This window comes from Nocardiopsis sediminis (genome assembly GCF_042650565.1).
In the GTDB taxonomy this organism is placed as follows: Bacteria; Actinomycetota; Actinomycetes; order Streptosporangiales; family Streptosporangiaceae; genus Nocardiopsis_B; species Nocardiopsis_B sediminis.
Genome location: NZ_JBHSBH010000004.1, coordinates 522,549 through 547,300 on the forward strand (window position 1 = coordinate 522,549; position 24,752 = coordinate 547,300).

Here is a 24,752-nt window from a genome sequence, read left to right on the forward strand (position 1 = left end):
GCCCAGCGAAATGCCGCCGCTTCGTCAGGTGGTGCACCTGGTCGCGGGAACAAGACCCGGCGACTCGGTGACACTCTCCGATGTCGCCTCCGCCCTGGATCGGCTTGACGCCCCTCCCGAGTCCTTGGACCAGGTGGTCCGGGGCCTCGCCCAGCAGGGGGTCGAGGTCGTCGACCCCTCCGCTGACGACGCCTCTCCCGCCGCCGAGCTCGGTCGGAAAGCTCCCACCAGCGACCTTGTGCGCATCTACCTGCGCGAGATCGGCCGCGTGCCGCTGCTCACGGCAGAACAAGAAGTGGAATTCGCCAAATCGATCGAGGTCGGGCTGTACGCGGGTGAGAAGCTGCGCGCCGCGGGTGCCGACGGCGTCCCCGTCCCGGGCCAGCCGCCCGGGCAGCTCCTCGACGACCTCCGCTCCCTGGTGCTCGAAGGCGACCGCGCCAAGCGCCGCCTCATCGAGGCGAACCTGCGCCTGGTCGTCTCCATCGCCAAGCGCTACATCGGCCGTGGGCTGCTGTTCCTGGACCTGATCCAGGAGGGCAACCTCGGGCTGATCCGCGCGGTCGAGAAGTTCGACTACACCAAGGGGTTCAAGTTCTCCACCTACGCCACCTGGTGGATCCGGCAGGCCATCACCCGGGCCATCGCCGACCAGGCGCGCACCATCCGCATCCCGGTGCACATGGTGGAGACCATCAACAAGCTGATGCGCGTGCAGCGCCAGCTGCACCAGGAGCTCGGCCGCGAGCCCACCCCCCAGGAGCTCTCCGGGGAGCTCGGGTTCGGCGACGACCGGGTCCAGGAGATCCAGCGCATCGCCCAGGAGCCGGTGTCACTCCAAGCCCCCATCGGCGAGGAGGACTCCGACTTCGGCGACTTCATCGAGGACTCCGACGCCGTCGCGCCGGTCGAGGCGGCGGCGTTCATCATGCTCCAGGACCAGCTGGTGGCGATGCTCGGTGACCTGTCGGCGCGCGAGCAGCGCATCATCCAGCTGCGGTTCGGCCTGGCCGACGGCCACCCGCACACCCTGGAGGAGGTGGGCCGGGAGTTCGGGGTCACCCGCGAGCGCATCCGGCAGATCGAGTCCAAGTCCCTGGCCAAGCTGCGCCACCCCTCGCGGGCCCAGCTGCTGCGCGACTTCCTGGAGTGAGGCGGAACGCGCGGCGGCCGCCCGGGGTTCCCGGGCGGCCGGGCGCGGCCTGATGTGGCCGCGTGCGACGGCACCCCGCCCCGGGCACCGGGGCGCGGGCTACCGTCGGGGTGGTGTCAGCTCTCGCGTGGCCGCCGGCCGTCCGCGGCCGGCGCCTGGTGTGGGGCGCCGGCGTCGCGCTGACGCTCGGTGCCCTGCTGCTCACGGCGTTCGCCGTCATCGCCGACAGCGGTGAGGACCGCCCCGCCGATACGGGCCCGCTGCGGGTCGCCTACTTCGCCGACTGGAACGTCGCCAACCGCGGCTATACGGTCGCGGACATCGGCGACAGCGGCGCCGCCGCCCGGCTGGACCGGATCCTGTGGGCGTTCGGCGATGTCGGCGCCGACGGCCGGTGCCACGTCTCGGAGGCCACCGGCCAGCCCTGGGAGCTGTACCAGCGGCGCTACACCCCTGATGAGAGCGTCGACGGCAGCGCCGACTCCTACCGCCAGCCCCTCGCGGGGAGCCTCCACCAGCTCCGGCTGCTGCGGGAGCGTACGCCGGGCCTGGGGGCGAGCATCAGCCTGGGCGGCTGGAACTGGTCGCGGTACTTCTCCGAGGCGGTGCGCACCGAGGAGTCGCGCGCGGCGCTGGTGTCGTCCTGCATCGACCTGTGGCTGCGCGGCGACCTGCCGCGGCTCGGCGGCGAACCGCAGGGCGGCCCGGGCGCAGCGGCGGGGGTCTTCAACGGGATCGACCTGGACTGGGAGTGGCCGGTGGGCGGCGGCAACGCCCACAACACCACGCACCCCGGCGACCGGCGCAACCTCACCCTGGTGGCCGAGGAGTTCCGCCGCCGGCTCGACGCGCTGGAGGCCGAGACCGGCGAGCGGTACACCCTGTCGGTGTCCCTGGCCAACGCCGAGGCGGTCATCGCCGCCGCCTACGAGCCCGAGCTCTTCGAGCACGTCGACTTCGCCACCGTGCAGGGCTACGACCTCACCGGCCCCTGGAGCGACACCACCAGCCCCCACTCCCAGCTCTACGCACCCGAGGGGGCGCCCGACGCCGCCAGCGTCGACCGCGCCGTTCAGCGGTACCTGGCCCTGGGGCTGCCGCCGGAGAAGCTGGTGGTGGGCTTCCCCGGCTTCGGCCGCGGCTGGGCGGGCGTGCCCCCGCAGGGCTTCGGCCGCTTCGCCCCGGCGCAGGGCCCGGCCCCGGGCGCCTACGGCGAGGGCACCGACTCCTACGCCGACCTGGAACAGCGCCCCGGGCAGCGCTTCCTGGACCCGGTCAGCGGCGGCTACTGGATCTACGACGGCGACCAGTGGTGGAGCTACGACACCCCCGAGGTGGTCGCCCTCAAGGGCGCCTACGTCCGCGACAACGGCCTGGCCGGGATGATGCTCTGGAACCTCGACATGGACCCGCGGGGCGAACTGGTGGCGGCCATGGACACCGCCCTGCGCGGAGGGTAGCGGCGGGGCGGATCCGCGATCGTCACGCCGCGGACGGGATCTCCACGGCGATGCTGCCCGGGATGGCGGCGAAGGCGTCGCGGACATGGCCGGCGAGGGTGTCGCGGGTGGCGGGGCCCGGATGGCGGGTCCATTCCTCCAGTCCGCAGCGGAAGGCCGCGAGCACGACGTCGAACGTCAGCCGCGGACGCAGGTCCGCCGGGTCGAAGCCGAAGCGCTCGCACACGATGTCGAGCGCCGCACGGGTGGTGCGGTCGCAGAACTGGAGGTTCCGGGCGTTCATCGACGGCGTGTCCTGGGCGAGCACGCGGCTGAGGCGGACACGGTGCGCCCAGCCCTCGGCGGGCATGGCGCGGATCGTGGTGAGCACGGTGTCCTGGAGCAGGTCCCTCAGCAGGCCCCCGTCCGCGGGGCGGGCCGCCAGCTCTGCCATGAACGCGGTCCACATGTCCTGTGTGGGTGCCAGCGCGACGTCCTCCTTGCCGGCGAAATAGCGGAAGAACGTGCGCTTGGAGACCTCGACCCCCGCGCAGAGCTCGTCGAGGGTCGTGCCGTCGAAGCCCTGAGCGGTGAACCGCTCCAGCGCGGTGGCGATCAGCGCCTCGCGGGTGCGGTGCTTCTTGCGCTCGCGCAGCGGCAGCCCATCGGGGATCACGGGATTCACACCGCCACTGTATCCGGAAGGCGAATGCCTCCAATAGGCTTATGTCACTCAGTGGCATTTCGCTCCGCTGAGTCGCCTAGAGAAATCGAGTGGATGATGCGCGCACTGATCGTCGACCGTTCCGCGCCCGCCGGCGTGCGGCTCGGTGAAGCACCCGATCCCGAACCCGCCGCCGACCAGGCACTGGTACGCGTGACGGCGGCCTCCCTCAACTACGGCGAGGTCTCGGTCGGCGTCCACAACGCCCCGGAAGGGTCCGTGCCGGGCTGGGACGCGGCCGGTGTGGTCGAGCGCGCAGCGGCCGACGGCTCGGGTCCGCCCGTCGGCACGCCGGTCGTCACGTTCGCCATGGACGGCGCCTGGGCCGAGTTGCGGGCCGTCCCGACAGGCCAGATCGGAGTCGTGCCCGAGGGCGCCGACCTCGGCGCCATCAGCACCGTCCCGGTCGCCGGCGCCAGCGCGCTGCGTGCGCTGCACCGCATCGGGCCCATCCTGGGCCGGCGCGTGCTCGTGACGGGCGCCACCGGCGGGGTCGGCCGCTACGCGGTCCGCCTGGCCCACCTCGGCGGGGCGCACGTCGTCGCGTCGACGGGCGACCCGGCGGCGCACGGGGAGGATCTGCGCAGGCTCGGGGCCGACGAGGTGGTGTCCGGACCCGCGGAGGTGGCGGTCCCCGTCGACGGCGTAGTCGACAACGTGGGCGGCGGTCAGCTGGTGGCGGCCTTCGACCGCCTCGCCGGGGGCGGCACCCTGGTCGCCGTCGGCCACACGACCGGCGAGGGCGAGGAGTTCCCGTTCGGCGCACTGTTCGGCGGCCCGGGACGGTCCGACCGCTCCGTCGTCACCTTCTTCCTGGGCGGGCACACGAACCTGGCCCCCGACCTCACCTGGCTGGCAGGCGCCGTCGCCGCCGGGCGGATCGACCCCGGGATCTCCTGGCGCGGCCGGTGGGATGGGTTCGCCACCGCGGCCGAACTCCTCCTGGGCCGCCGCCTCCACGGCAAGGCCGTCCTCGACATCGGGTCAACTTCTCGGCCCTGAAGGACCGAGCTTGTCACCCGATCCACGAAAGGTCGTGATTGCAAGTGGAGCGCGACCGGCTGCCGCGTGGTCCCCTGCGTCCGGTACGGCTAGGCCGTACTGGGGCGGTTGACCGCGCCCCGCTTCCACACAGCATCGGCCCGGTGGGCGATGTTGCGGGAGCCGTTGATGTCCGCGTGCAGCACCGCGCCGCAGGAGCGGCACGCGAACATGGCCTGGGAGACCCTATTGGTGCGGTGGGTGTGGCGGCACTCGCAGCACTGGCGGGAGGTGTCGCGCGGGTCCACGACGACCACGGGCACACCCGCCCGCCGCGCCTTGTAGGCGATGAACGCGCCAAGCTGGGCGAAGCCCCAGGAGTGCAGCCGGGACCGCTGTTCCTTCTTGGCCGTGACCCTCTGCCGGATACCGCCCAGGTCTTCCAGGGCGATGCCACGGGAGGTGCGTTCAGCGGTGGCGACGAGCTTCTTGGCGATGATGTGGTTGCGCTGGGCCGCGTACCGGGACTCCCGGCGGCGGATGCGCTTGAGGGCGCGCTTGGCGCTCTTGGTGCGCTTCGTCTGAAGCTTTTTGCGCAAGGTGCGCATGCGTCGCCGGTAGCGGTTGATGCGGCGCCCGGACATGATCTGCCCGTCGGAGGTGGTGGCGATGTTGACGATGCCCAGGTCGACACCGAGGAACCCGTCCGGCTCGTAGGGTTCGGGTTCGGGCAGGTCGATGGTGGCGTTCAGGAAGAACATGCCGTCGCGCATGATCAGGTCGGACTCGCCCCTGCGGGAGGCGAGGAGCTTCAGCGCCTCGGGCGAGCCCACGAACGGGATGCCCTTGATGCGTCCGGCCACGGTCCAGATGGACACCGTCCGGGCGTCGAGGTTCCAGGTGAGGATGCGGTCGTCGTAGGGCTGGGCCGCATCCTCCCGGAACACGACCGGCCTGGACTCGGCACGGGTGCGCCGCTTCGATCCTTCCGGGCCGAGGTTGCCCGCCTTCAGGTTGGCTTTCAGTGTCGCGTAGGCGTCGACCACCTTCTTGATGGTGCGCACCGCCGGCTGCGCGGCGAGACCGAAGGTCGCCTTGGTGTCGCGGTACACGGCCCGCTGCAACGCGTTGCGCCCGAACAGGCCCCGGGCGTGCGCGGCCTGGGACACCCAGGTTGCGGCCCGGTTGCAGGCGCGCAGGGTCGCCGCCAGCGCGTCCGCGTCATGAGCGGACACAGGCACCAGCTTCACCTGCGCGACGACCTTCACGCAGAGCACCCTAGTACAACTGATCACCGAAAGTGATCTCATCTTCACAATACGACGAAACGGACTCCGCCACTACGCGGCTCCGCCCCGGGGAAGCCATTCCTCCCGGGGCTGAAGCCCCGGGCTTCCTGGCAAGACAACAGGTGAAGGTGGCGCCGCCTCAGGGCACCGGTGGTAGCGCCCGGCACTACCAGCGACGGCGCACCGTGCCCTTGGGGCCGGCCACCAGGCTCGCGGCCGGGACGTCGTCGGCCACGGTCGTCCCGGCCGCGACAACGGAGTCGCGACCGATACTGACGCCGGGCAGGATCGTCGCGCCGGCACCGATCCACACGTTCTCCGCCACATCGATGGGCGCACCACTGAGGAACCGGCGCCGCTCGTCGGGGTCCACCGGGTGGCCCACCGTGATGAACGTGGCCTTGGGGCCGACCATCACGCCCTCGCCCAGCCGGATGCCGGCGTAGTCGAGGAACGTGCATCCCTGATTGATGAACACCCGCTCCGCCAAGTCCAGGCGAAGCCCGTGATCGGTGTAGAAGGGCGGGTAGATGGTCACCCTCGCCGGCAGGGGGCGGCCCAGGATCTCCTCGAACAGCGCCGCCTTACCCGCCTCGTCCTCAAACGGCAGGACGTTGAGCCGGGAGGTCAGCTCCGTCGCCCGCAACACCCTGGCGCTCATCGCCTTGAACTCGGCACCTAGGACGCGCTCGCCCCTGGACAGGAACTCCGGGTCGTGGATGAGCATGAAGCGGTCGTCGGTCATCCGACGATTCTCGCGCACCGTCCGCGGCCCGGAGACCGGGCCTCGGTGACTCGACACGCCATGGCGGCACCGGAAGGCCGTGGACACCGATGGGCACCGCGTTGTCAGGCTCGCCGGGTCTCCGTCACGCCCGCTCCCGGGCGCCATAGGCGGATCACCAGGTGGTCGCCTTCCACGGAAGTGACCACGGCGTCGGTCAGCGTCAGGCGGAACAGGTGGAAGGGGCCGGGCGGGGTGCCCGGCTCGCGGTGGGACTCGACCTCGTCCGGGTCGGTGATCTCCTCGGCGGTGCCGGAGATCTTGGCGTCGCCGCCGTGCTCGGTCACCGTCGACTCGTCGCCGGGGTTGGCGTGGAGCGCGAACCGCCCGTCGCGTTGCAGGTCGAGTGCCTTGCGCGCGTCCGGCATGGAGCCGATGTAGAGGCCGCCGTCGTCCCGGAAGTCCACCTCGGTCCCGCTCACCCGGGGCGCGCCGTCGGCGCGCAGTGTGGCCAGCACGTGGTGCTTCGTCGCCTCGAACCGGCCGCGCACCACCGCGGCCAGTTCCGGGGCCTCGTCGGCGAACGCATGCCAGCCCGTCGTCTTCGTCGTCATGGCAACAGTCTGCTTCGTCCCACCCGACATCCTCTGTCAGGAATCGCCGGTGTGCCCCTGTTGTCACTTCCGGTGTCTCACGTCACTCTGAAGAGATGGTCGATCTCTCTGCTCCCATGCCCCCCGGCTCCCACGCGGCACGCGGTATCGACCTTGAGGGGTTCCGGCGCGCGTTGCGCGACGGCGTCTCCGGCGAGGCCGCCTTCGGGGAGGGCGCCCGCGCCCTCTACACCGCCGACGCCTCGAACTACCGCAGCGTGCCCCTCGGCGTCGTCATCCCCCGCACCACCGACGACGTGATCGCCGCCGTCGCCGCCTGCGACGCCTACGGCGTGCCCATCACCCCGCGCGGCGGCGGCACCAGCATCGCGGGCAACGCCATCGGCCCCGGCCTGGTCATCGACGTCTCCCGCCACCTGACCGCCATCGAGGAGATCGACCCCGTCGCCCGCACCGCCCGCGTGCAGCCCGGCGTCATCCTCGACGACCTGCGCGCGGCCGCCGCCCCCCACGGCCTCACCTTCGGCCCCGACCCCTCCACCCACAGCCGGTGCACCCTCGGCGGGATGATCGGCAACAACGCGTGCGGCGCCCACTCGGTGGCGTGGGGCACCACCGCCGACAACGTCGAGTCGCTGGACGTGCTCCTGCACGACGGCACCCGCATGACCGTGGGCGCCACCACCCGCGACGAGTTCGACCGGCGGGCCGCCGAGCCCACCCGCGAGGGCCGCATCCACGCAGCACTGCGCGACCTCACCGACGCCTACATGGGCGACCTGCGCACGGGCATGCCCTCCCTGTCCCGCCGGGTCTCCGGCTACTCGCTGGACCGCCTGCTGCCCGAGAACGGCGGCAACATCGCCCGCGCGCTCACCGGCACCGAGGGCGGTTGCGTCACCGTTCTGGGCGCCACAGTGCGGCTGGTCGAGGCACCCCGCGCCCGCGCGCTGGTGGTGCTCGGCTACCCCGACGCCCCCGCCGCCGCCGACGCCCTGCCGGAGCTGCTCGGCCACCAGCCCCTCACCGTCGAAGGGCTCAACGACCGGCTCGTGGCCGGCCTGGACCGACCCGGCGCGCGGTCCGGTGTGGCGCTGCCGGAGGGGCGCGCCTGGCTGATGGTCGAGATCGGCGGCGACAGCCCCGAGGACGCCGCCGACGCGGGCCGGCTGCTGGTGAGCGGCCTGCGCGGGGCGGCCCGGCCCCTCGGCTCGGCCGTGGTCACCGACCCCGCGCACACGCGCGCGCTGTGGCGCATCCGCGAGGAAGGCGCCGGGCTCACCTCCCGCACCCCCGACGGAGCCGAGGCGTGGTCGGGGTGGGAGGACGCCGCCGTCCCGCCCGAGCGCCTCGGCTCCTACCTGCGCGAGTTCGACGCCCTGATGGAGCGGCACGGACGCGACGGCGTGGTCTACGGTCACTTCGGCGAGGGCTGCCTGCACGTGCGCATCGACTTCGACCTCGTCACCGAGGAGGGCCACCGCGGGTACCGCGCGTTCATGGAGGACGCCGCCGACCTGGTGGTCGCCCACGGCGGCTCGATCTCCGGGGAGCACGGCGACGGCCGGGCGCGGTCGGAGCTGCTGCCGCGCATGTACGGCGAGCGGCTGATGCAGGCCTTCGCGGCGTTCAAGGCGGTGTGGGACCCGCGCGGGCTGATGAACCCCGGCGTCATCGTCGACCCGGCGCCGCTCGACGCCGACCTGCGCGTCCCCGCCGCGCTCAACGCCCCGCTGACCGTCCTCGACTACCCCGACGACCAGGGCGACTTCGCCCGCGCCCTGCGCCGGTGCTCCGGTGTGGGCAAGTGCCGCCGCCACTCCGGCCCGGGCGTGATGTGCCCCAGCTACATGGTCACGCGGGAGGAGAAGGACTCCACCCGCGGGCGGGCGCGGATGCTCTTCGAGATGGTCAACGGCGAGGTGATCACCGACGGCTGGCGCTCGGAGGCGGTCCGTGACAGCCTCGACCTGTGCCTGTCGTGCAAGGGGTGCCGCAGCGACTGCCCGGTTAACGTGGACATGGCGTCCTACAAGGCGGAGTTCCTGCACCACCACTACGAGGGGCGGCTACGCCCGGCGTCGCACTACTCGATGGGGTGGCTGCCGGTGTGGGCGCGGCTGGCGGCGCTGGCGCCGGCCGAGGTCAACCGGGTGGGGCGCGCGCCGCTGCTGAGCGGGCTCGTGAAGCGGGCGGGCGGGATCGCGCCGCAGCGCAGCATCCCCGAGTTCTCCCGGACCACCTTCACCCGCTGGTTCCGGCGGCGTAGGGGGCGGGCGGCCCCGGGGGCGGGGGAGCGGGGCGAGGTCGTGCTGTGGCCGGACACCTTCGGCAACCACCTGACCCCGGGTGTCCCCATGGCGGCCGTGCGGGTGCTGGAGGACGCCGGGTTCCGGGTGGTGCTGCCGTCGGGGCCGGTGTGCTGCGGGCTGACGTGGGTGTCGACGGGACAGCTGGGGGTCGCGCGGAAGGTGATGGGGCGCGCGCTGCGGGCGCTGGCGCCGCACGTGGCGGCGGGGACCCCGATCGTCGGCCTGGAGCCGAGCTGCACGGCCGCGCTGCGCACCGATCTCGTGGAGCTGGTGCCGGGCGCGGCCGCCGAGCGGGTGGCGGAGTCGGTGCACACGCTGGCGGGGTTCCTCGCGGAGCGCGCACCGGACTGGGACCCGCCGCGGGTCGACGCCCGGGCGCTGGGCCAGGTCCACTGCCATCAGCACGCGGTGATCGGGTTCGACGCCGACCGCGACCTGATGCGCCGGGCGGGGATCGACGCCGACATCCTCGACTCCGGCTGCTGCGGGCTGGCGGGGAACTTCGGCTTCGAGGCCGAGCACTACGAGGTGTCGCGGGCGGTGGGCGAACGGGTCCTCCTCCCGGCGGTCCGCGAGGCCGACCCGGACACCCTGATCCTGGCCGACGGCTTCAGCTGCCGCACCCAGGTCACCCAGGAGACCGGCCGCCCGGCGGTCCACTTGGCGGAGGTCCTGGCGAGGGGGTTGGGCCCGGCCTCCGCCCCGTGAGGGTGAGGGGTGGTGGGGAGGAGGCCGGAGAAGAAGTTACAGCGCGTCGATGTCGGCGAGGAGGGCGACCCACTCGCGGGCGCCCAGTGAGAGAGTGGCGGCGTCGCGATGCTTAGTGTCTCTGATAAGGGTCTCCGGCCCCTCCGACACCTCAACGCAGTGGCCGCTGCTGCCGCCACTGTATGAGGACTTGTGCCACTTCCTCTGGTTCATGCGTATTCCTCTCTGATTCTCGTGATCATCCTCGCGGACTCGGATGGTGACAGTGCCTCCGCCTGCAACGCTCCGAACAGGCTTCGGCACTGCCTCACCTTCCTCGGAGCGGTCACCACATCTTCGCCCATCCGGTGCTCAGCAAGGACCACGGGGCTCCGGTCCGCGAAGTCGAGGATGCGAATGGGTCCGCTCAGTCCCGGATGATCCACCAGACCGTCCGGGATGACCTGGAAGCGGATCCGCTTCTCGGCGACGAGATCGAGGATTCGAGTCATCTGGTCGCGCATCACTGCACTATTGCCAACCCGACGGCGAAGCGCGAACTCGTCGACGACGAACCACAGAAAGACCGCGTCCCGCAGCTGGTCGCGCCGAGCGATCCGCGATTCGACATCGCGTTCGACCTCCTCCGGAGGGTCCCACGGCCTTCCCGCCAGCATCAGCGCACGCGCGTAAGTCGACGTCTGGATCAGACCCGGGAACAGCGTCATCTGATACTCGCGGATCTCCACCGCGTTCCGTTCCATGGCACCGATATCGCGCCACCACTCCGGGACATCGACACTTCCATGGATGTCGAGCCACAGCCGTACCATCGCCCCGCCTGTGGAGAACGCTTTGTCCAGTAGCTCCGCATGACTCCGTTTCGGGGCTCGGGCGGAGTTCTCGATTGCGGACAGCATGGATTTCGAGATTCCGGTCATTCCATGGACTCTGTCCTGCGTGAATCCTGCTTGATCTCGCATTCGTTTTACATGAGTTCCGAACTGCTTCCAGCCCGGGTCAACCTCATTGGCCATGCTCACTTTTATACACCTGGTGTCCACAGAAGCACACGAAATCAACAGAACTTTTTAGGTTCGTGAGTGGTATGGCTGGTCAGAGCGCATGCGTGCAAGGTGGGGGTCAGCAAGAAGCCCCGGCGACCGGCGCTACGGCCCCGAGGCGCGGGCTCCACTCATTTCTCCGGAAGGAGAAGTCATGTGCGACGATGCACGACCGAAGACCTGGACGATCAAATCCACCAAAAACGCGCGAAGCGCTCGAATTCGTCCCTATCTGTTCCGAGTCGGGGGGCGGTGATGGCGGTGGTCTATTACGCCCGGTTTCCGGGGTGGGCCGAGCAGGTGAAGCGGGCGCGGCACTGGTGTGAGGACCTGCTGACCGTCCACTCCGCGTTCGACATCCCCGGCGAGACCGTCGCCTCCGCCGTCCTCCTCCTGAGTGAGGCGGTGACCAACGCCGTCCGCTATACCGCCTCGGGCCGGGGCGGGACGTTCGACGTCACGTTGATGATCGAGCAGCGGAAGATCACCATCGAGGTCGAGGACGAAGGGCGTCCCGCCGGCGGGACACTTCCCTTCATCCGGCCGCTGACCCCGATGGCCCAGCACGGACGCGGCATGACCCTGGTCGACTACCTCGCCGACACCTGGGAGGCCCTGCCCAAACCCCGCACCGGGGTCACCTTCACCCTCACCTGGGATGGCCTGCCCCGCAGGTCCGCGAAGAGGGCCGCTTCCCCGGCGTGACCGCCCGGGTCACACCCCCATCTGCTCGCGCATCGCCGCCAGTGCGCGGGCGGTGTGGTCGGGCAGGCGGGGGTCGTCGGGGTCGATCCCGTCGTCGATGTGCACCTGCCAGGTGATCTCCGTGCCGCCCGGTGCCCGCCGGGCGGCGAGGCGGATCCCGCGTCCGCTCGGCTCGTCCGGCAGCGGGACGTGCTGGGCCACGACGATCGACGCGGTCACCCGCTCATAGACGGCCTCCGCCAGGGTCCCGGGATGGTCGATCGTGAACACCCGCTGGCCGACACCCTCCTCCGTGAAACGGAGGCCGGTGTCGGTCCAGCGGGCACGGTCGATGTGCTCCCACGGCACCGGGTGGCCATCGGGCAGGTGGAGGGCACGGGTGGTGGCCACCAGCGTGCCCTCGGTGGACTCGGCGTGGGCGAGGACGCGCTCGCCCCGCTCCAGCCGGAGGCGGTCGCGGACTTCGCGGGGAAGCGCGGTGCGGCGCAGGCCCATGGGTCAGCGCCCGCCGGTGGGATCGGGGGAGGGCCGGGAGCCGTCGATCCCCTGCCGGTGCAGCTCCTCGCTCTCCTCAGGGGTGGGGCCCGCCAGGAAGTCCTTGAGCGAGGTGACCGGGATCCGTTCGCTGACCTTCGAGTAGACGGCCTTGCCGGCAGTGCTCACCTGGGCGCCCACCAGCCCGGCGGTCTCCTGCACGGCGGGGCTGTCGGCGATGCGCCGGGCGGTGCGGACGATCTGCTCGTAGCGGGCCTTGCCGGCCTTCGCCCCGAGCACGTATCCGACGGCCAGTCCGGCGACGAACGTGATCCGGTAGCGCATGGGTCCCTTTCGGCGGCGACGGTGCTGTCACCCCCGACGGTACCCCGCGCACACCCGAAAATGTCGTCACGAGCACGACCGCGGATGCGCTAGTCTATGACGTGTCGCCAGGGGAAACCGGGCGGCACGAGCACCATCCCGCGTAGCTCAATCGGCAGAGCAGCCGGCTGTTAACCGGCAGGTTATTGGTTCGAGTCCAATCGCGGGAGCCCATCCAGACCCACCGGTACCCCCGGTGGGTTTTGTCATTTCCAGGCCTGCCGCCGGTGACCTCGGAGGCCTTCCGTGTCGATCCGGTGCTGTATGCGCCCTACCGGCGCGTCTCCGCCGATCTTCCGCCATTCGCCCTACCTCGCAGCGGGCCGCCGACTAGGATCGGCGAGCGCGGCTCCCGAACTGCGGCGAGAGGGTTTACCGACGTCACGCACCTGCCCGCTGGTACCGCGGGGGTCGCAAAGAGACCAAAGAAAGAGGGGAGCGGCCCGAAGGCGGCTCCCCTGCTTTAGCTCGTCGTGCGCACGGCACTGGAAGAAGTATAGCAACCCATGGCTCGTCCCAATCCCCCACGGTCGAAAGCGTTGCTCGGCGCCGACCCCTACGCCCGTCATCTCGTCGCCCGCCTCCAGGACTTCTTCGCTGATACAAGCCCCTGGCCGCGGCGACTCTGGGAGTCGGGCAGCGTCCTGGCCCTCCGTGAGGCGGCGGAAGCGGGCGACTGGGTCCGCATGAGGGTACTGTCTCCCGGGGCAGTCTCCTGGTACCTCCGTGAGCTGGAGCGCCACTTGGGGCCCGACCGAGGTCTGGGTGAATCCCGGCTTCGCAAGGAGCTGACCTCGCTGCTGCGTACCGGGCTGGAACCGGACAGCCGGGAACGCCGTCGCCTGGTCCAGCTGCTGCCGATGATCCAGGACGGCTACCTCGCACGGTGGGCCGTGGCCGTGGACACCGATCGTCCTCCGTCCCCCGAACGGCTGGCGCGAGCGATAGCGACCCACCTTCTCGACTGTGGTCACAGCTCGGGTCGGCTGCACCGGTGGGCGCGGGGCCTCAGTGCGCGGCCGGAGGCGACCCTGGAGGATCTGTTCACGCAGATGGATCAGCTGGCGGAGCAGGAAGATCGCGACATCGAGGTGCTGGTCCCCTTCATCTCGGTGCCCGAACACCAATCGCTCGCGGCCCATCTTCCCGAGTGGAGGTCGCCGCAGGCCGCGGCTGCGTGGTTCGCCGAGCAAGGGATAGGTACACCCCCTCGCCACAACGGGGCCTTCCTCTATACGTTCCCGGCCAAGGACCCGGTGGCGGCCGCTCGCATCGCGAGCAGGCAGGTGCAGCGCCTGGACGCGCGGCGCTCCTATTCGCGCGGTTCGAGGAAGCGGCTCGTACCTGAGGGCAGGGTCTGGGTGGCCGGAGTCGCGGACCCCTTGCCTTTGTGGCCGCCGGAGCGGGGAGTGAACGTTCTTTCCCTTGAACGGGAGAAGACGATGTACGCCGTGAGCCAGAATGACCGGATCGACGAGGCGCTTGAGCTGGCGGCTCCACTCAACGCGGGCCCGGCCGCCTCGGCCGTGGCCGGCGGCTGGGCGGCCATCGAGTCGCTCCTCTACCACCCGGGGGACAAAGCGGACGCGGAACAGGGCAGAGCCGTCGCCGCCGATCGCCTGGCGGCGATCATCACATGCTCATGGCCCCGCGCCGAACTCACCGCTCTGTCGTACCGTCACGCGCCTTCCACGCCCGATCAGCTTGTCGCGCGCCTCCGCGAGTGTGTGAGCAACCGGCAGCGCAGCCGGGTCGTCGCGGATGCTTTGGCCGAAGGGACGCCCATCGCCTTAGAGCTCGCCGGCGACATGGCCGCCGCGGAGCGGATGCGAGCGGTACTGCGCGCGCCACACCCCCAACTCGGCGACGTCCACCGCACGGTGCAAGGTGCGCTCCGGCGGCTGTATCGGCAGCGCAACATCGTTGTGCATGGCGGGAACACTGCTGCGATAGCCCTCGACTCAGCGCTGCGAACGGCGGCGCCGCTCATCGGCGCAGGGCTCGACAGGGTCGTCCATGCCCACCTCACCGACCATGTCGAGCCCCTTTTTCTGGCTGCGAGGGCGGAGAACTCGCTGGCCCTGGCAGGTGATCCGCTGGGTCCGCATCTCACGGCTCTCCTGGAATGAGCCGACGGCGGGAAGCAGTAATACCCTCATCCGGTGTCGAGACGACGGAATTGGGATGACCTCCCAGAAAACGCTCTTGCGGCGGTGCGTGAGCACACCGGCTCCATTGACCGGGCCGCGTCCGTGAGCTCCGGGTCCAGCAGTCAGATCGCGGCGGTGCTGGACACTTCCCAAGGCCGGTTCTTCGTCAAGGGGATGCGGCGGGATCACCCTGAGGCGTGGACGCAGCAGCGCGAGGCGGCGATCAACCCCCACGTCGTCCCCCTCGGGCCGAGGGTGCTGTGGCGCACGACCGCGGGCGGCTGGGACCTGCTCGGCTTCGAGTACCTCGTTGCCCGGAGCGTCGGTTACGACCCGGGATCCGCGGGCCTTCCGCTGGTGGTCGATGCCATGACGGCTCTCGGGCGGCTCGACCTTCCCGACGTGGAGCTGGAGGCGGCGGACGAGCGATGGGGCGTCCACCTCGACGACCCGGCCGATGCCGACCTGTTCGCCGGTGACGCGCTCCTGCACACCGACTGGAACCCGAGCAACGTGCTCATCACCGGTCCGGGCACCGCCTGGCTGGTCGACTGGCCCTGGGCCACCCGCGGCGCCGGGTGGGTCGACCCGGCGTGCTGGATCGTCTGGCTCGTCCTGTCCGGGCACACCCCTTACGAGGCCGAGCAGTGGGCCGCCAAGGTGCCCGCATGGTCCACCGCGTCCGGTCGCGCCCTCGACCTGTTCTCGGCCGCCGATGCCCGCTCCTGGCAGCGCATCGCCGACGGCCGCCCCAACGAATGGACGCTCGGGCTCCGCGACGCGGCGGCCCGATGGGCCGGGTACCGGGCGGACAAGGGGGCGTTCGCCTAGCGCTGCGGCGACCGGTGCTGCGATCGGTGCCGTGACCGGAGCGGGACTACGGCTCGGCCCGATCGGTTCCGGTCACGGCACCCGCTGCCGCCGTCTCCCCGGTGCCGGTGCGGGTCTGTACCCCGATCGGGACGACCAGCGGGGTTCCCGCCACCGGGTCGGGGATGACGGTGGCGTCCAGGCCGAAGACCTCCGCCACCAGGGCCGGGGTGAGCACCGAGGCCGGGTCGCCCGATGCGATCACCGTGCCCGCTCGCATCGCGACGAGGTGATGGGCGTAGCGGGCGGCGAGGTTGAGGTCGTGGAGGACCATCACCACGGTGCGGCCGTGCTCGGTGTTGAGGGTCCGCACCAGCTCCAGGACCTCGATCTGGTGGGCGAGGTCGAGGAAGGTCGTGGGCTCGTCCAACAGGAGGAGGTCGGTCTCCTGGGCCAGCGCCATCGAGATCCACGCGCGCTGCCGCTGCCCGCCCGACAGCCGCTCCAGGGGCCGGTCGGCGTGCTCCAGCATCCCGGTCAGCTCTAGGGCGCGGACGATGACGTCCTGGTCGGTCGAGGTCCACTGCCGGTACCAGCTCTGGTGCGGGTGGCGGCCGCGCGCCACCAGGTCGCCGACGGTGAGGCCGGGCGGCGCCTGCGGCGACTGCGGCAGGACCGCGATCGTGCGGGCGACCTCGCGCGGCGGCAGCGCCGAGATCGGGCGCCCGTCCAGCACGACCTGACCGGCGGAGGGCCGCAGCAGCCGGCCCAGCGCGCGCAGCAGGGTGGACTTCCCGCACCCGTTGGGCCCGATGATGGCGGTCACCGCATGGTCGGCGACGGCGAAGTCCAGGCCGGTGGCGACGACGTCGTCGCCGTAGGCCAGGGTCGCGCCCTCGGCGCGCAGGCGTGCGTCCGGCCCGCCACGCTCCGCGCCCGGCCCCGACTCCGGCCCGGCGCCCTCGGCGCCGCCCTGTCGCGACTGCGGCGTGACGCCTTCCGTGCCCGGTCGTGCGTCCGGGGCCGCATCCTCGGGGCGGGGGCGCGACGGCGACGGGGTGGGCTCGGCGGTCATATGCGGGACTCCCGGTGGCTGCGGACGATCAGGTACATCAGGTAGGGCGCCCCCAGCAGGGCGGTGAAGACGCCCACCGGGAGCTGGACGGCGAACAGGCCGGCGGCGAGCTGGTCGGCGGCCAGGGTGACGGCGGCACCGGTCAGCATCGACGTCACCAGCGGGGGCTGCGGGGTGCGGCACAGGCGCAGCGCGATCTGCGGCGCCGCCAGTGCGACGAAGGTGATCGGCCCCGCCGCGGCCGTGGCCAGGCAGACCAGCAGCGCCGCCCCCAGCAGCAGCGACAGCTTCGCCGCGTCCACCCGCACCCCCAGCCCGAGCGCGGTGTCGTCGCCCAGCCCCAGCGCGGCGATCGCGCGGGCGGCGGCCAGGGTGAGCGGGAGCAGCACCGCCAGCACGATGGCGGCCGGGGTGGCGCGGTCCCAGTCGGCGGCGTGCAGGCTGCCGGTGATCCAGGTCTGGGCGCGCGCGGCGTCGTTGACGTCGCTCCAGGTCATGGCCCAGTACACGAGGTTCGCGCAGATCAGGGAGACCGCGACCCCCACAAGCAGCAGCCGCGTGCTCTGCACCCCGCTGCGCCACGACAGCCCGAACACCACCGCAGCGGCGACGAGGCCGCCGACGATCGCGCCCGCCGGGATGCCGATCTGGGACGCCGCCCCGCTGACCCCGCCCGCGCTGCCGCCCACCACCATCACGGCGACGGCGCCCACCGACGCGCCCCACCCGATGCCGATGGTGTCGGGGCTGGCCAGCGGGTTGCGGGTGAGCCCTTGCAGGATCGCCCCGGACAGCCCGAGCGCCGCGCCCACCAGCGCGCCGGCGAGCGCGCGGGGCATCCGCAGCTGGAACAGCACGAACCGTTCCCCACCGCCGCCCCCGCCCAGCAGCACGGACACGACTTCGGCGGCGCCCATGGGGTAGTCGTCGAAGGCCAGCAGCGCGCGGACGAACACCGCGCCGGTCAGTCCCGCCATGATGAGCGCCACCAGCAGCGGGCGGGGCCGCCACGACCAGGAGGCCGCGCCGATGCGCAGCGTGCGCCGGCGCAGGACCTCGGGGGCGCGCGGGCGGCGGGGCGGAGCGGCGGTCATAGCGCGACCAGCTTCCGTCGTCGGATCAGTGCGATGAAGAACGGCCCGCCCATGACGGCCAGGATGATCCCGACCTCGACCTCCCCGCTGCCCCGGGCGACCCGCCCGATCACGTCGGCGATGAGGACGAGCGAGGCCCCGCACAGCGCGGCGTAGGGCACCAGCCAGCGGTGGTCGGGCCCGGTGATCGCGCGGGCCAGGTGCGGCGCCATGAGCCCGACGAACCCGACCGGCCCCACCGCAGCCACCGACGCCCCGGTGAGCAGGGAGATCGCCAGGATCCCCGCCGCCCGGGTGACCCGGACCCGCTGGCCCAGCGCCACCGCGACGTCGTCGCCCAGTGCCAGGGCGTTCATGCCCGGCGCGGTGGCGACGGCGATCGCCAGCCCGGCCAGCAGGAACGGCAGGACCTGCCAGATCACCTCCGGCGGGCGGCCCACCAGCGACCCCACCCGCCAGAACCGGAAGACCTCCAGGCTCTGCTGGTCGACCAGCACCACCGCCGAGGTCACCGCGCTCAGCAGCGCGGTCATCGCCGCCCCCGCCAGCACGAGGGTGACGGGGGTGGGGCCGCGCCCGCCGCCCGATGCGATGGCGAACACCGCTGTGCTGGCGGCCAGCGCGCCGGCGAGGGCGAACCACACGTAGCCGGTGAGCGAGCCGACGTCGGCCAGGAAGATGCCCAGCACCACGCCGCATGCCGCGCCCGCGGAGACCCCGAGCAGGCTGGGGTCGGCGATCGGGTTGCGGGTGTGGCTCTGCATGAGCACCCCGGCCACGCCCAGCGACGCGCCGACGAGGACGCCCAGCGCCGTGCGCGGGACCCGCAGCGAGCGGACGATGGTGGCGTTCTCGCCGCCGTCGGGGGAGACCAGCAGCCGCCACACGTCGTCCAGGGGGATCGACCGGGCGCCCACGGAGATCCCCGCCACAACGCAGGCCAGCAGCCCCGCGAGCAGCAGCCCCAGCCCCAGCAGCCGGCGCCGCCGGCGTGCGTCGCCCAGGCGCGGTGCCCCTGAGGGCGTGCCGCGCGCGGCGAGCGCGCGTCCTTCCACCCGGTCCCCCCTTGGATCGTGTCGGCCGTGGCCGTCCGTGTGCGCGGCGTCAACTCGACAAACACCCGCCGGATCCGCATACTCCCAGATCACGGGCGAACCGCCCCGATTAGGCTAGACAAACCTAATGCAGGTTGGAACGAGGGGGTCCCCCATGCCCAAGACCGCTCGCCCGCGGGGCTTCGCCCGCGCGCTCGCCGCTGTGGCGGCGGCGACGGCGCTCGCTGTGTCGGCCGCCGCGTGCGGTTCCGGGGACACCGGTGAGGAGCAGGCCGGCGCGTCCGGCTCGGGCGCCTTCCCCCGCACCGTCGAGCACTTCCGCGGTGAGGCCGAGATCCCCGAGCAGCCGGCCCGCATCGTCACCCTGGACACCAGCTACACCGACGCCGCCATCGCCCTGGAGCTGGAGGTCGTGGGCCGCATCACCTACCACGACTTCGACCAGGAGCTGCCCGAGTACCTGGGCGAGGACGGCGCCACCTACGCCGGCGATGCCGAGATCGTCGGCACCCAGGAGGCACCCGACCTCGCCGCGATCGCCGAGCTGGAGCCGGACCTGATCGTGTCGGCCGACGTCCGCCACGCCGACATCTACGACCAGCTCAGCAGCATCGCCCCCACGATCTTCTCCGAGACCACGGGTGCGACGTGGAAGGACAACATCCGGCTGCTGGCCGAGGCCACCGGCACGGAGGACCTCGCCGAGGAGAAGATCGGCGCCTACGAGGAGCGCGCGGCCGAGGTCGGCGCCGCGATCGAGGACGCCAACGGCGGCGAGGCCCCAACGATCTCCATCACCCGGTTCGCGGGCGAGCCCACGGTGCGGCTGTACTCGTCGGCGTCGTTCCCGGGGATCGTGATGGCCGACACCGGGCTGTCGCGGCCCGAGGACGCGCCCGACAGCGACACCGAGATCATGGTGGACCTGAGCCAGGAGGAGATCCTCGACCTGGACGCCGACCAGATCTTCATCGGCCGGTGGGACGACGGCAGCGAGGGCTCCGCGGAGAAGGCCGACGCCTTCCTGGACAACCCGCTGTGGGATCGGCTGGAGGGCGAGCAGCACGACGTGCAGGACGTGGTCTGGTTCACGTCGGTGAGCCTCCAGGGCGCCGAGGGGATCCTCGACGACCTGGAGGAGATTCTGGCAACCCCCGACGAGGGGTGACGCCCCCGCGCCAGGGCGCCGGGCCGCGTGCGGGGATCACTCCTTGTGCGCGACCCCGCCCCCGATGAGCCGGTGGTTGCGCTCCGGCATCAGGTAGGAGCCGGGCTTCGCCGACCCCGGTGTGGGCCGCCACTCGTTGAGCGGGACCACGCCGGGGTCGAACATCGTCCAGTCGCCGAAGTAGCCGCGGATGTCCTCATATGGCCGCCACACCCCCGTGCTCAGCTTGGCGAGGAACGCCTCCTCCAGCTTCACGGCGTGGCGGTGGTCGACCGGGTACTCCTCGGCCGGGGGACGCAGGAAGTGGCTGACGGCGAGGTGGCTCCCGGGCACGAGGGAGTCGCGCAGCTGTGCGGTGAGCCCGCCGGGGTCCTGGTGGTCGTGCAGGTGGTGCAGGATGCCGCCGAGGATGAGGGCGACGGGGCGGGAGAGGTCGATCAGCCCGCTCTCCTGCGCCTTGGCGAGGATGTCGTCGGGATCGGTGAGGTCGGCGGTGACGACGATGGTGGTGTGGTCGTCGGCGAGCAGCGCCCGGGCGTGGGCGAGCACGATGGGGTCGTTGTCGATGTAGACCACCCGGGCGTCGGGCGCGCTCTCGTGGGCGATCTCGTGCACGTTGCCGTCGCTGGGCAGGCCGGAGCCGATGTCGAGGAACTGCCGCATGCCGCGCTCTTGTGCGAGGAAGCGGACGGCGCGCTGGACGAACGCGCGGTTGCCCAGGGCGAGGTCGGTGACGCCGGGGACCGCGTCTTCGGCGTAGTCGGCCATGGCGCGATCGACCGCGAAATGATCCTTTCCGCCCAGTAGGTACGAATAGACCCGCGAGATGCTGGCCTTCGTCATGTCGATCGGCGGGGTGGGGCGGAACTTCCCGCCCATTCCCTTCAGGAATTCCGGGGAGTCGAAATGCGACATAAGCGACAGAGCCGTTCTTGGTCAAAGATGGGGAAGGTCGGCTTGTTGCCTCCGGATTGTATTCGTCGGACCCGCGTCCGGTCACCACTTCGCGGCTTTCGTCTGCCGGGATCGGGCCCTTCTTCCCTGGCGACGACGGGCGATCGGTGCTACCGCCGCAGGCCGCGCGCCTGAGCGCACGCCCGTCCACGGAGGCGGGGACGGGCCCACCCCCTCAGACGCGCGGCAGGCCCGTGTAGTTCTCCGCGACGTAGGTGGAAACCGCGCGCGAGCCGGCGATGTGCTCCAGGTGCGACGTCTGGAGCCGCCGGTCGAATTCCGTCCCCGACGGGTCGGTGTGCAGCAGCGATGTCATCCAGGAGGAGAAGTGCTGCGCCCGCCATACCCGGCGCAGCGCCGTCGCCGAATAGGCGTCCAGCAGGGCGGTCGCGCCCGTTGCGTGCCACGCGCCCAGCGCCTCGGCCAGGAGCATGACGTCGTGCATGGCGAGGTTGAGGCCCTTGGCGCCCGTGGGCGGCACGATGTGGGCGGCGTCCCCGGCCAGGAACAGGGCGCCGTGGCGCATCGGCTCGGCGACGAAGCTGCGCATCGGCGTGATGCCCTTGTCGGTGATGGTGCCGCGGTTGACCGTCTCTCCGCCGCCGTCCAGGCGCGAACGGGTGGCCAGCTCGGCCCAGATGCGCTCGTCGGGCCAGTCGGCCGGGTCGGTGCCGTTGGGCACCTGGAGGTAGAGCCGGCTCACGGCCGGCGAGCGCATGCTGTGCAGGGCGAAGCCGTTGGGGTGGTGAACGTAGATCAGCTCGTCGGAGGTCGGCGCGGCGTCGGCCAGGATGCCGAGCCAGGAGAACGGGTAGGCCTTCTCGAACGTGGTGAGGGCGCCGGCGGGCAGCGAGGCGCGCCCGATGCCGTGGAACCCGTCGCAGGCCACCACGTGGTCGCACTCCACGACGCCGTCGGCGCCCCCGTGGGTGAAGCGGATGCGCGGCCGGGCGGTGTCGATGCCCTCGATCGCGGTGGCCTCGGCCTCGAACAGCAGCCGGCCGCCGTCGGCCAGCCGCCGCGCGATGAGGTCCTTCACGATCTCGGTCTGCGCGTAGACGAGCACGTGGCGCCCTGCCAGGCCGGGGAAGTCCACCCGGTGGCCCCGCCCGCCGAAGCGCAGCTCGATGCCGTCGTGCACGAACCCCTCGCGGTCCATCCGCTCGCCGGCCCCGGAGGCGCGCAGCGCCTCGGCCACGCCGTGCTCCACCACCCCGGCCCGCTGGCGCCGCTCGCAGTAGGCGCGGTCGCGCCGCTCCAGCACGACCGACTCCACGCCCTTGCGGTGCAGCAGGTGCGACAGGAACAGGCCCGCCGGGCCCGCCCCGATGATGCCGACGGGGACGCGCATCAGCCCTCCGCCTCCTCGGTCTCGGCGAGGATGCGCTGGGCGATGCCGAACGCCTTGTTGGCGGCGGGCACGCCGCAGTAGATCGCCGCTTGGAGGAAGACCTCGCCGATCTCCTCGGCGCTGAGGCCGTTGCGCCTGGCCGCGCGCACGTGCATGCCCAGCTCGTCCCAGTGCCCGAGGGCGACCATGGCGGTGAGCACCATGCAGCTGCGGGTGCGGCGGTCCAGGCCGGGGCGGGTCCAGATCTCGCCCCAGGCGTAGCGGGAGATCAGGTCCTGGAACGGCTCGGTGAACGGGGTCGCCGCCGCCCCGGCGCGGTCGACGTGGCGATCGCCCAGCACCGCGCGGCGCACCGCGGTCCCCGCGGTGTGCCGCACCGCGCCGAAGTGGGCGCGCAGCAGCTCGTTGACCGCGCCCGCCTGCTCCCACGAGGCGAGGTGGGCGGCGGGCTCCAGGACGTGCAGCCGCGCGCCGCCGATGCCCGCGGCGATCGCCTCGGCGTGGACGGGCGGGGTCGCGGGGTCGTCGGCCCCGGCGACGACCAGGGTGGGCGCGCCGATGCGGGCGAGGTCGCCGCGCAGGTCCATGCGCTCGATCGCGCCACAGCACGCCGCGTAGCCCTCGGCGGGGGTGCCGGCGACCATGCGCCGCAGCCACTCCGCGACGGAGGGGCGCCGCTCGGCGTAGCCGGGGGTGAGCCAGCGGGAGACGACGCCCTCGGCGACCGCGCCCGTGCCCCCGGCGCGAACGGTCTTCGCCCGATCGGCCCACCCCTCGGGCGGCCCCAGGTGGGCCGAGGTGCACAGCAGCGCCAGCCGCCCGACCCGCTCGGGGGCGTGCGCGGCCACCCACATGGCGGTCATGCCGCCCAGCGACAGCCCGGCGAGGTGCGCGCGTCCGGCGCCGACCCGGTCCAGCAGCCGCAGCAGGTCGCCGCCCAGGTCGGCGAGGTCGTAGGGCCCTTCGGGAACGGGGGAGGACCCGTGCCCGCGCGTGTCGTAGCGGACCACCCGGAAGTCCCCGGCCAAGGCCGCCACCTGCGGCCCCCACATCTCCAGCGTGCTCCCCAGCGACCCTGCCAGCACCACAACGGGCGCCCCTTCGGGCCCGTCAACCGCGTAGTGCACGTCGATGCTCACGTCTGTGTCCGCCTCCTCATCACGTCATGGCCTTGGAAATCGTGGCCGCTGCGCCGCACGGGCGTGGTGGGCCTGGAGGGCGCGGTCGGTGAACTCGCCCGCTTGACCCAGGTAGGCGGCCGGGTCGAGGAGGGCGGCGATCTCGTCGCGGGTGCGGCGGCCGGCCAGCCGGTCGGCGAGGGTGTCGGCCAGGTTGCGCCCGCTGTCGGATGCCTCCGTGCACGCCGCGCGGACCAGGTCGTGGGCGGGCAGGCGGCCCAGGTCCGCCGCCAGGTCGGTGGTGACCCGCTCCGCCAGCGCGAAGCCGCCCGTGAGGTCGAGGTTGGCGCGCATGCGCGCCGGGTCCACGTGCAGGCGCTCCAGCGACGTGCCCAGCCAGGCCACCGCGGCGCCGGTCACCCGCAGCAGGTGTGTCAGCGCCGGCCACTCCGACTGCCACGCCCCCGCCGCCCGCTGGTGCTGCTGGACCTGCGCGGCCAGCAGCGTGGCCGCCAGCCCCGGCGCCTGCTCTGCGCAGGCCACGGCCGACACCGCCGCCACCGGGTTGCGCTTGTGCGGCAGGGTGGACGACCCGCCCACCCCCGCCCCGCCCGCCTCGGCGGCCTCGCCGACCTCGGTCTGGGCCAGCAGCACGATGTCGCCCGCCGCCTTGCCCACGGCCCCGCTCACCCGTGCCAGCGCCCCGGCCAGGTCGGCGATCCGGCCGCGGTCGGTGTGCCAGGGCAGCAGCGGCTCGGCGAGCCCCAGCTCCGCGGCGAACGCCGCGGCCACCCGCGGGCCGTCGTCACCGAGGGACGCCAGCGTGCCCGCCGCCCCGCCCAGCTGCACCGCGCAGCCCTCGGCGAGGACCGCATCCAGCCGTTCCAGCGCGGTGCCCACCCCGTTCAGCCAGCCCGCCGCCACCAGCCCGAAGGTGACGGGCAGCGCCTGCTGGAGCAGCGTGCGCCCCGCCATCAGCGTGCCCCGGTGCCCGGCCGCGAGCCCGGCGAGCGCGCCGGTGGCGGCGGCCCCCTCGGCCAGGATGACCGCGCCCGCGCGCCGGGCCACCAGCATGGCCGCGGTGTCCATGATGTCCTGGCTGGTCGCGCCGGTGTGGACGTGCCGCGCGGCGTCGCCGCCCACCGCCCGGGTCACCTCCCGGACCAGGGGGATCACCGGGTTCCCGCCGTCCGCGGCGGCGCGGCCGATGGCTTCGGCGTCGACGGCATCGGGGACGCAGGCGCGGGCGACGGCCTCGGCGTCGGCGGCCGTGATCCGCCCGCAGGCGGCGTGGGCGCGCGCCAGCGCCGCTTCGGCGTCGAGCAGCGCCCGCAGCCAGGCGCCGTCGTCGACCTGCCGCTCGATGCCGCCGTGGCCGAACACGCCCGCGAACAACCCCATCATCGCTCCGCGCCTCCCATGGCCGC

Annotated in this window: 23 protein-coding genes and 1 tRNA gene; 9 read left to right on the forward strand and 15 right to left on the reverse strand. The window is 72.5% G+C overall.

The features are described 5' to 3' along the window. Positions 1 to 10: 10 nt before the first annotated feature. Both rpoD and ACFOVU_RS06400 read left to right on the forward strand, forming a co-directional pair. Positions 11 to 1,153: an RNA polymerase sigma factor RpoD gene (gene rpoD / locus ACFOVU_RS06395; protein ID WP_378531204.1), complete on the forward strand. Its 1,143-nt coding sequence runs from the start codon at positions 11 to 13 to the stop codon at positions 1,151 to 1,153. Between the two features lie 113 nt (positions 1,154 to 1,266). After that, positions 1,267 to 2,613, forward strand: a complete 1,347-nt coding sequence (locus ACFOVU_RS06400; RefSeq protein ID WP_378530729.1) for a glycoside hydrolase family 18 protein — start codon at positions 1,267 to 1,269, stop codon at positions 2,611 to 2,613. A 22-nt stretch (positions 2,614 to 2,635) separates the two neighbouring features. Here the strand turns inward: ACFOVU_RS06400 and ACFOVU_RS06405 are convergent, their stop codons facing one another. Further along, on the reverse strand, positions 2,636 to 3,277 hold the full coding sequence (locus ACFOVU_RS06405; RefSeq protein WP_378530731.1) for a TetR family transcriptional regulator: 642 nt from the start codon (positions 3,275 to 3,277) through the stop codon (positions 2,636 to 2,638). Positions 3,278 to 3,373: 96 nt separating this feature from the next. Between ACFOVU_RS06405 and ACFOVU_RS06410 the strand changes: the two genes are divergently transcribed. Beyond that, positions 3,374 to 4,318 (forward strand): zinc-binding dehydrogenase, encoded by a 945-nt coding sequence (locus tag ACFOVU_RS06410; RefSeq protein WP_378531206.1) that lies wholly within the window; start codon positions 3,374 to 3,376, stop codon positions 4,316 to 4,318. Between the two features lie 89 nt (positions 4,319 to 4,407). On the opposite strand, the gene ACFOVU_RS06415 is transcribed toward ACFOVU_RS06410, so the two are convergent. From ACFOVU_RS06415 to ACFOVU_RS06425, 3 genes are all read right to left on the reverse strand, one after another. Beyond that, on the reverse strand, positions 4,408 to 5,565 hold the full coding sequence (locus ACFOVU_RS06415) for an RNA-guided endonuclease InsQ/TnpB family protein (protein ID WP_378530733.1): 1,158 nt from the start codon (positions 5,563 to 5,565) through the stop codon (positions 4,408 to 4,410). Between the two features lie 187 nt (positions 5,566 to 5,752). Continuing rightward, entirely contained in the window at positions 5,753 to 6,331 is a 579-nt protein-coding gene (locus ACFOVU_RS06420) for a sugar O-acetyltransferase (RefSeq protein WP_378530735.1), read from the reverse strand. A 104-nt stretch (positions 6,332 to 6,435) separates the two neighbouring features. Continuing rightward, complete coding sequence (locus tag ACFOVU_RS06425) at positions 6,436 to 6,924, reverse strand: pyridoxamine 5'-phosphate oxidase family protein (protein ID WP_378530737.1); 489 nt, start codon at positions 6,922 to 6,924, stop codon at positions 6,436 to 6,438. 95 nt (positions 6,925 to 7,019) lie between these two features. On the opposite strand from ACFOVU_RS06425, the gene ACFOVU_RS06430 reads away from it, so the two are divergent. Further along, a complete protein-coding gene (locus tag ACFOVU_RS06430) occupies positions 7,020 to 9,944 on the forward strand; it encodes an FAD-binding and (Fe-S)-binding domain-containing protein (RefSeq protein ID WP_378530739.1) in 2,925 nt (974 codons plus the stop codon). A gap of 36 nt (positions 9,945 to 9,980) precedes the next feature. Here the strand turns inward: ACFOVU_RS06430 and ACFOVU_RS06435 are convergent, their stop codons facing one another. Both ACFOVU_RS06435 and ACFOVU_RS06440 read right to left on the reverse strand, forming a co-directional pair. Then, positions 9,981 to 10,157 (reverse strand): DUF397 domain-containing protein, encoded by a 177-nt coding sequence (locus ACFOVU_RS06435; protein ID WP_378530741.1) that lies wholly within the window; start codon positions 10,155 to 10,157, stop codon positions 9,981 to 9,983. After that, the gene (locus ACFOVU_RS06440; protein ID WP_378530743.1) at positions 10,154 to 10,960 is read right to left on the reverse strand and encodes a helix-turn-helix domain-containing protein; all 807 of its coding nucleotides are present in this window, start codon (positions 10,958 to 10,960) and stop codon (positions 10,154 to 10,156) included. Before ACFOVU_RS06440 ends, ACFOVU_RS06435 begins: the two co-directional genes overlap by 4 nt. Before the next feature lie 282 nt (positions 10,961 to 11,242). On the opposite strand from ACFOVU_RS06440, the gene ACFOVU_RS06445 reads away from it, so the two are divergent. Next, complete coding sequence (locus ACFOVU_RS06445) at positions 11,243 to 11,692, forward strand: ATP-binding protein (protein WP_378530745.1); 450 nt, start codon at positions 11,243 to 11,245, stop codon at positions 11,690 to 11,692. A gap of 9 nt (positions 11,693 to 11,701) precedes the next feature. Here ACFOVU_RS06445 and ACFOVU_RS06450 read toward each other — a convergent pair whose 3' ends face one another. After that, the gene (locus ACFOVU_RS06450) at positions 11,702 to 12,187 is read right to left on the reverse strand and encodes a hypothetical protein (RefSeq protein WP_378530747.1); all 486 of its coding nucleotides are present in this window, start codon (positions 12,185 to 12,187) and stop codon (positions 11,702 to 11,704) included. Positions 12,188 to 12,190: 3 nt separating this feature from the next. Continuing rightward, complete coding sequence (locus ACFOVU_RS06455) at positions 12,191 to 12,511, reverse strand: hypothetical protein (protein ID WP_378530749.1); 321 nt, start codon at positions 12,509 to 12,511, stop codon at positions 12,191 to 12,193. Between the two features lie 136 nt (positions 12,512 to 12,647). Between ACFOVU_RS06455 and ACFOVU_RS06460 the strand changes: the two genes are divergently transcribed. The 3 genes from ACFOVU_RS06460 (at position 12,648) to ACFOVU_RS06470 (ending at position 15,531) form a co-directional block, all read left to right on the forward strand. Then, positions 12,648 to 12,720 (forward strand) — tRNA-Asn (locus ACFOVU_RS06460). A gap of 336 nt (positions 12,721 to 13,056) precedes the next feature. Beyond that, positions 13,057 to 14,679 (forward strand): integrase, encoded by a 1,623-nt coding sequence (locus ACFOVU_RS06465; RefSeq protein WP_378530751.1) that lies wholly within the window; start codon positions 13,057 to 13,059, stop codon positions 14,677 to 14,679. A 156-nt stretch (positions 14,680 to 14,835) separates the two neighbouring features. Then, entirely contained in the window at positions 14,836 to 15,531 is a 696-nt protein-coding gene (locus ACFOVU_RS06470; RefSeq protein ID WP_378530752.1) for a protein kinase, read from the forward strand. Positions 15,532 to 15,577: 46 nt separating this feature from the next. Here ACFOVU_RS06470 and ACFOVU_RS06475 read toward each other — a convergent pair whose 3' ends face one another. Genes ACFOVU_RS06475 through ACFOVU_RS06485 form a run of 3 tightly spaced genes read right to left on the reverse strand, consistent with a single transcriptional unit; the run spans position 15,578 to position 18,734 of the window. Next, a complete protein-coding gene (locus ACFOVU_RS06475; RefSeq protein WP_378530754.1) occupies positions 15,578 to 16,585 on the reverse strand; it encodes an ABC transporter ATP-binding protein in 1,008 nt (335 codons plus the stop codon). Continuing rightward, positions 16,582 to 17,679: a FecCD family ABC transporter permease gene (locus ACFOVU_RS06480; RefSeq protein WP_378530756.1), complete on the reverse strand. Its 1,098-nt coding sequence runs from the start codon at positions 17,677 to 17,679 to the stop codon at positions 16,582 to 16,584. The genes ACFOVU_RS06475 and ACFOVU_RS06480 overlap by 4 nt, the downstream gene beginning before the upstream one ends. Beyond that, positions 17,676 to 18,734: a FecCD family ABC transporter permease gene (locus ACFOVU_RS06485; protein WP_378530758.1), complete on the reverse strand. Its 1,059-nt coding sequence runs from the start codon at positions 18,732 to 18,734 to the stop codon at positions 17,676 to 17,678. Before ACFOVU_RS06485 ends, ACFOVU_RS06480 begins: the two co-directional genes overlap by 4 nt. Before the next feature lie 154 nt (positions 18,735 to 18,888). On the opposite strand from ACFOVU_RS06485, the gene ACFOVU_RS06490 reads away from it, so the two are divergent. Continuing rightward, positions 18,889 to 19,902: an ABC transporter substrate-binding protein gene (locus ACFOVU_RS06490; RefSeq protein ID WP_378530760.1), complete on the forward strand. Its 1,014-nt coding sequence runs from the start codon at positions 18,889 to 18,891 to the stop codon at positions 19,900 to 19,902. A gap of 36 nt (positions 19,903 to 19,938) precedes the next feature. On the opposite strand, the gene ACFOVU_RS06495 is transcribed toward ACFOVU_RS06490, so the two are convergent. The 4 genes from ACFOVU_RS06495 to pcaB all read right to left on the reverse strand — a co-directional run bounded on the left by ACFOVU_RS06495 (position 19,939) and on the right by pcaB (position 24,729). Continuing rightward, a complete protein-coding gene (locus tag ACFOVU_RS06495; RefSeq protein WP_378530762.1) occupies positions 19,939 to 20,817 on the reverse strand; it encodes an SAM-dependent methyltransferase in 879 nt (292 codons plus the stop codon). A 214-nt stretch (positions 20,818 to 21,031) separates the two neighbouring features. Next, positions 21,032 to 22,207, reverse strand: coding sequence for a 4-hydroxybenzoate 3-monooxygenase (locus ACFOVU_RS06500; protein ID WP_378530764.1), 1,176 nt, complete (start codon positions 22,205 to 22,207; stop codon positions 21,032 to 21,034). Further along, positions 22,207 to 23,346, reverse strand: coding sequence for a bifunctional 3-oxoadipate enol-lactonase/4-carboxymuconolactone decarboxylase PcaDC (gene pcaDC / locus ACFOVU_RS06505; RefSeq protein WP_378530766.1), 1,140 nt, complete (start codon positions 23,344 to 23,346; stop codon positions 22,207 to 22,209). Before pcaDC ends, ACFOVU_RS06500 begins: the two co-directional genes overlap by 1 nt. 24 nt (positions 23,347 to 23,370) lie before the next feature. Further along, positions 23,371 to 24,729 (reverse strand): 3-carboxy-cis,cis-muconate cycloisomerase, encoded by a 1,359-nt coding sequence (pcaB, locus tag ACFOVU_RS06510; RefSeq protein ID WP_378530768.1) that lies wholly within the window; start codon positions 24,727 to 24,729, stop codon positions 23,371 to 23,373. Between the last annotated feature and the right edge of the window lie 23 nt (positions 24,730 to 24,752).

Bases quoted from the DNA above. Each gene is read 5' to 3' on its own strand.
- rpoD (WP_378531204.1), top strand. From the start codon at position 11: ATGCCGCCGCTTCGTCAGGTGGTGCACCTGGTCGCGGGAACAAGACCC.
- ACFOVU_RS06410 (WP_378531206.1), top strand. From the start codon at position 3,374: ATGCGCGCACTGATCGTCGACCGTTCCGCGCCCGCCGGCGTGCGGCTC.
- ACFOVU_RS06420 (WP_378530735.1), bottom strand. From the start codon at position 6,331: ATGACCGACGACCGCTTCATGCTCATCCACGACCCGGAGTTCCTGTCC.
- ACFOVU_RS06425 (WP_378530737.1), bottom strand. From the start codon at position 6,924: ATGACGACGAAGACGACGGGCTGGCATGCGTTCGCCGACGAGGCCCCG.
- ACFOVU_RS06430 (WP_378530739.1), top strand. From the start codon at position 7,020: ATGGTCGATCTCTCTGCTCCCATGCCCCCCGGCTCCCACGCGGCACGC.
- ACFOVU_RS06435 (WP_378530741.1), bottom strand. From the start codon at position 10,157: ATGAACCAGAGGAAGTGGCACAAGTCCTCATACAGTGGCGGCAGCAGC.
- ACFOVU_RS06440 (WP_378530743.1), bottom strand. From the start codon at position 10,960: ATGGCCAATGAGGTTGACCCGGGCTGGAAGCAGTTCGGAACTCATGTA.
- ACFOVU_RS06445 (WP_378530745.1), top strand. From the start codon at position 11,243: ATGGCGGTGGTCTATTACGCCCGGTTTCCGGGGTGGGCCGAGCAGGTG.
- ACFOVU_RS06450 (WP_378530747.1), bottom strand. From the start codon at position 12,187: ATGGGCCTGCGCCGCACCGCGCTTCCCCGCGAAGTCCGCGACCGCCTC.
- ACFOVU_RS06455 (WP_378530749.1), bottom strand. From the start codon at position 12,511: ATGCGCTACCGGATCACGTTCGTCGCCGGACTGGCCGTCGGATACGTG.
- ACFOVU_RS06465 (WP_378530751.1), top strand. From the start codon at position 13,057: ATGGCTCGTCCCAATCCCCCACGGTCGAAAGCGTTGCTCGGCGCCGAC.
- ACFOVU_RS06475 (WP_378530754.1), bottom strand. From the start codon at position 16,585: ATGACCGCCGAGCCCACCCCGTCGCCGTCGCGCCCCCGCCCCGAGGAT.
- ACFOVU_RS06480 (WP_378530756.1), bottom strand. From the start codon at position 17,679: ATGACCGCCGCTCCGCCCCGCCGCCCGCGCGCCCCCGAGGTCCTGCGC.
- ACFOVU_RS06490 (WP_378530760.1), top strand. From the start codon at position 18,889: ATGCCCAAGACCGCTCGCCCGCGGGGCTTCGCCCGCGCGCTCGCCGCT.
- ACFOVU_RS06495 (WP_378530762.1), bottom strand. From the start codon at position 20,817: ATGTCGCATTTCGACTCCCCGGAATTCCTGAAGGGAATGGGCGGGAAG.
- ACFOVU_RS06500 (WP_378530764.1), bottom strand. From the start codon at position 22,207: ATGCGCGTCCCCGTCGGCATCATCGGGGCGGGCCCGGCGGGCCTGTTC.
- pcaB (WP_378530768.1), bottom strand. From the start codon at position 24,729: ATGATGGGGTTGTTCGCGGGCGTGTTCGGCCACGGCGGCATCGAGCGG.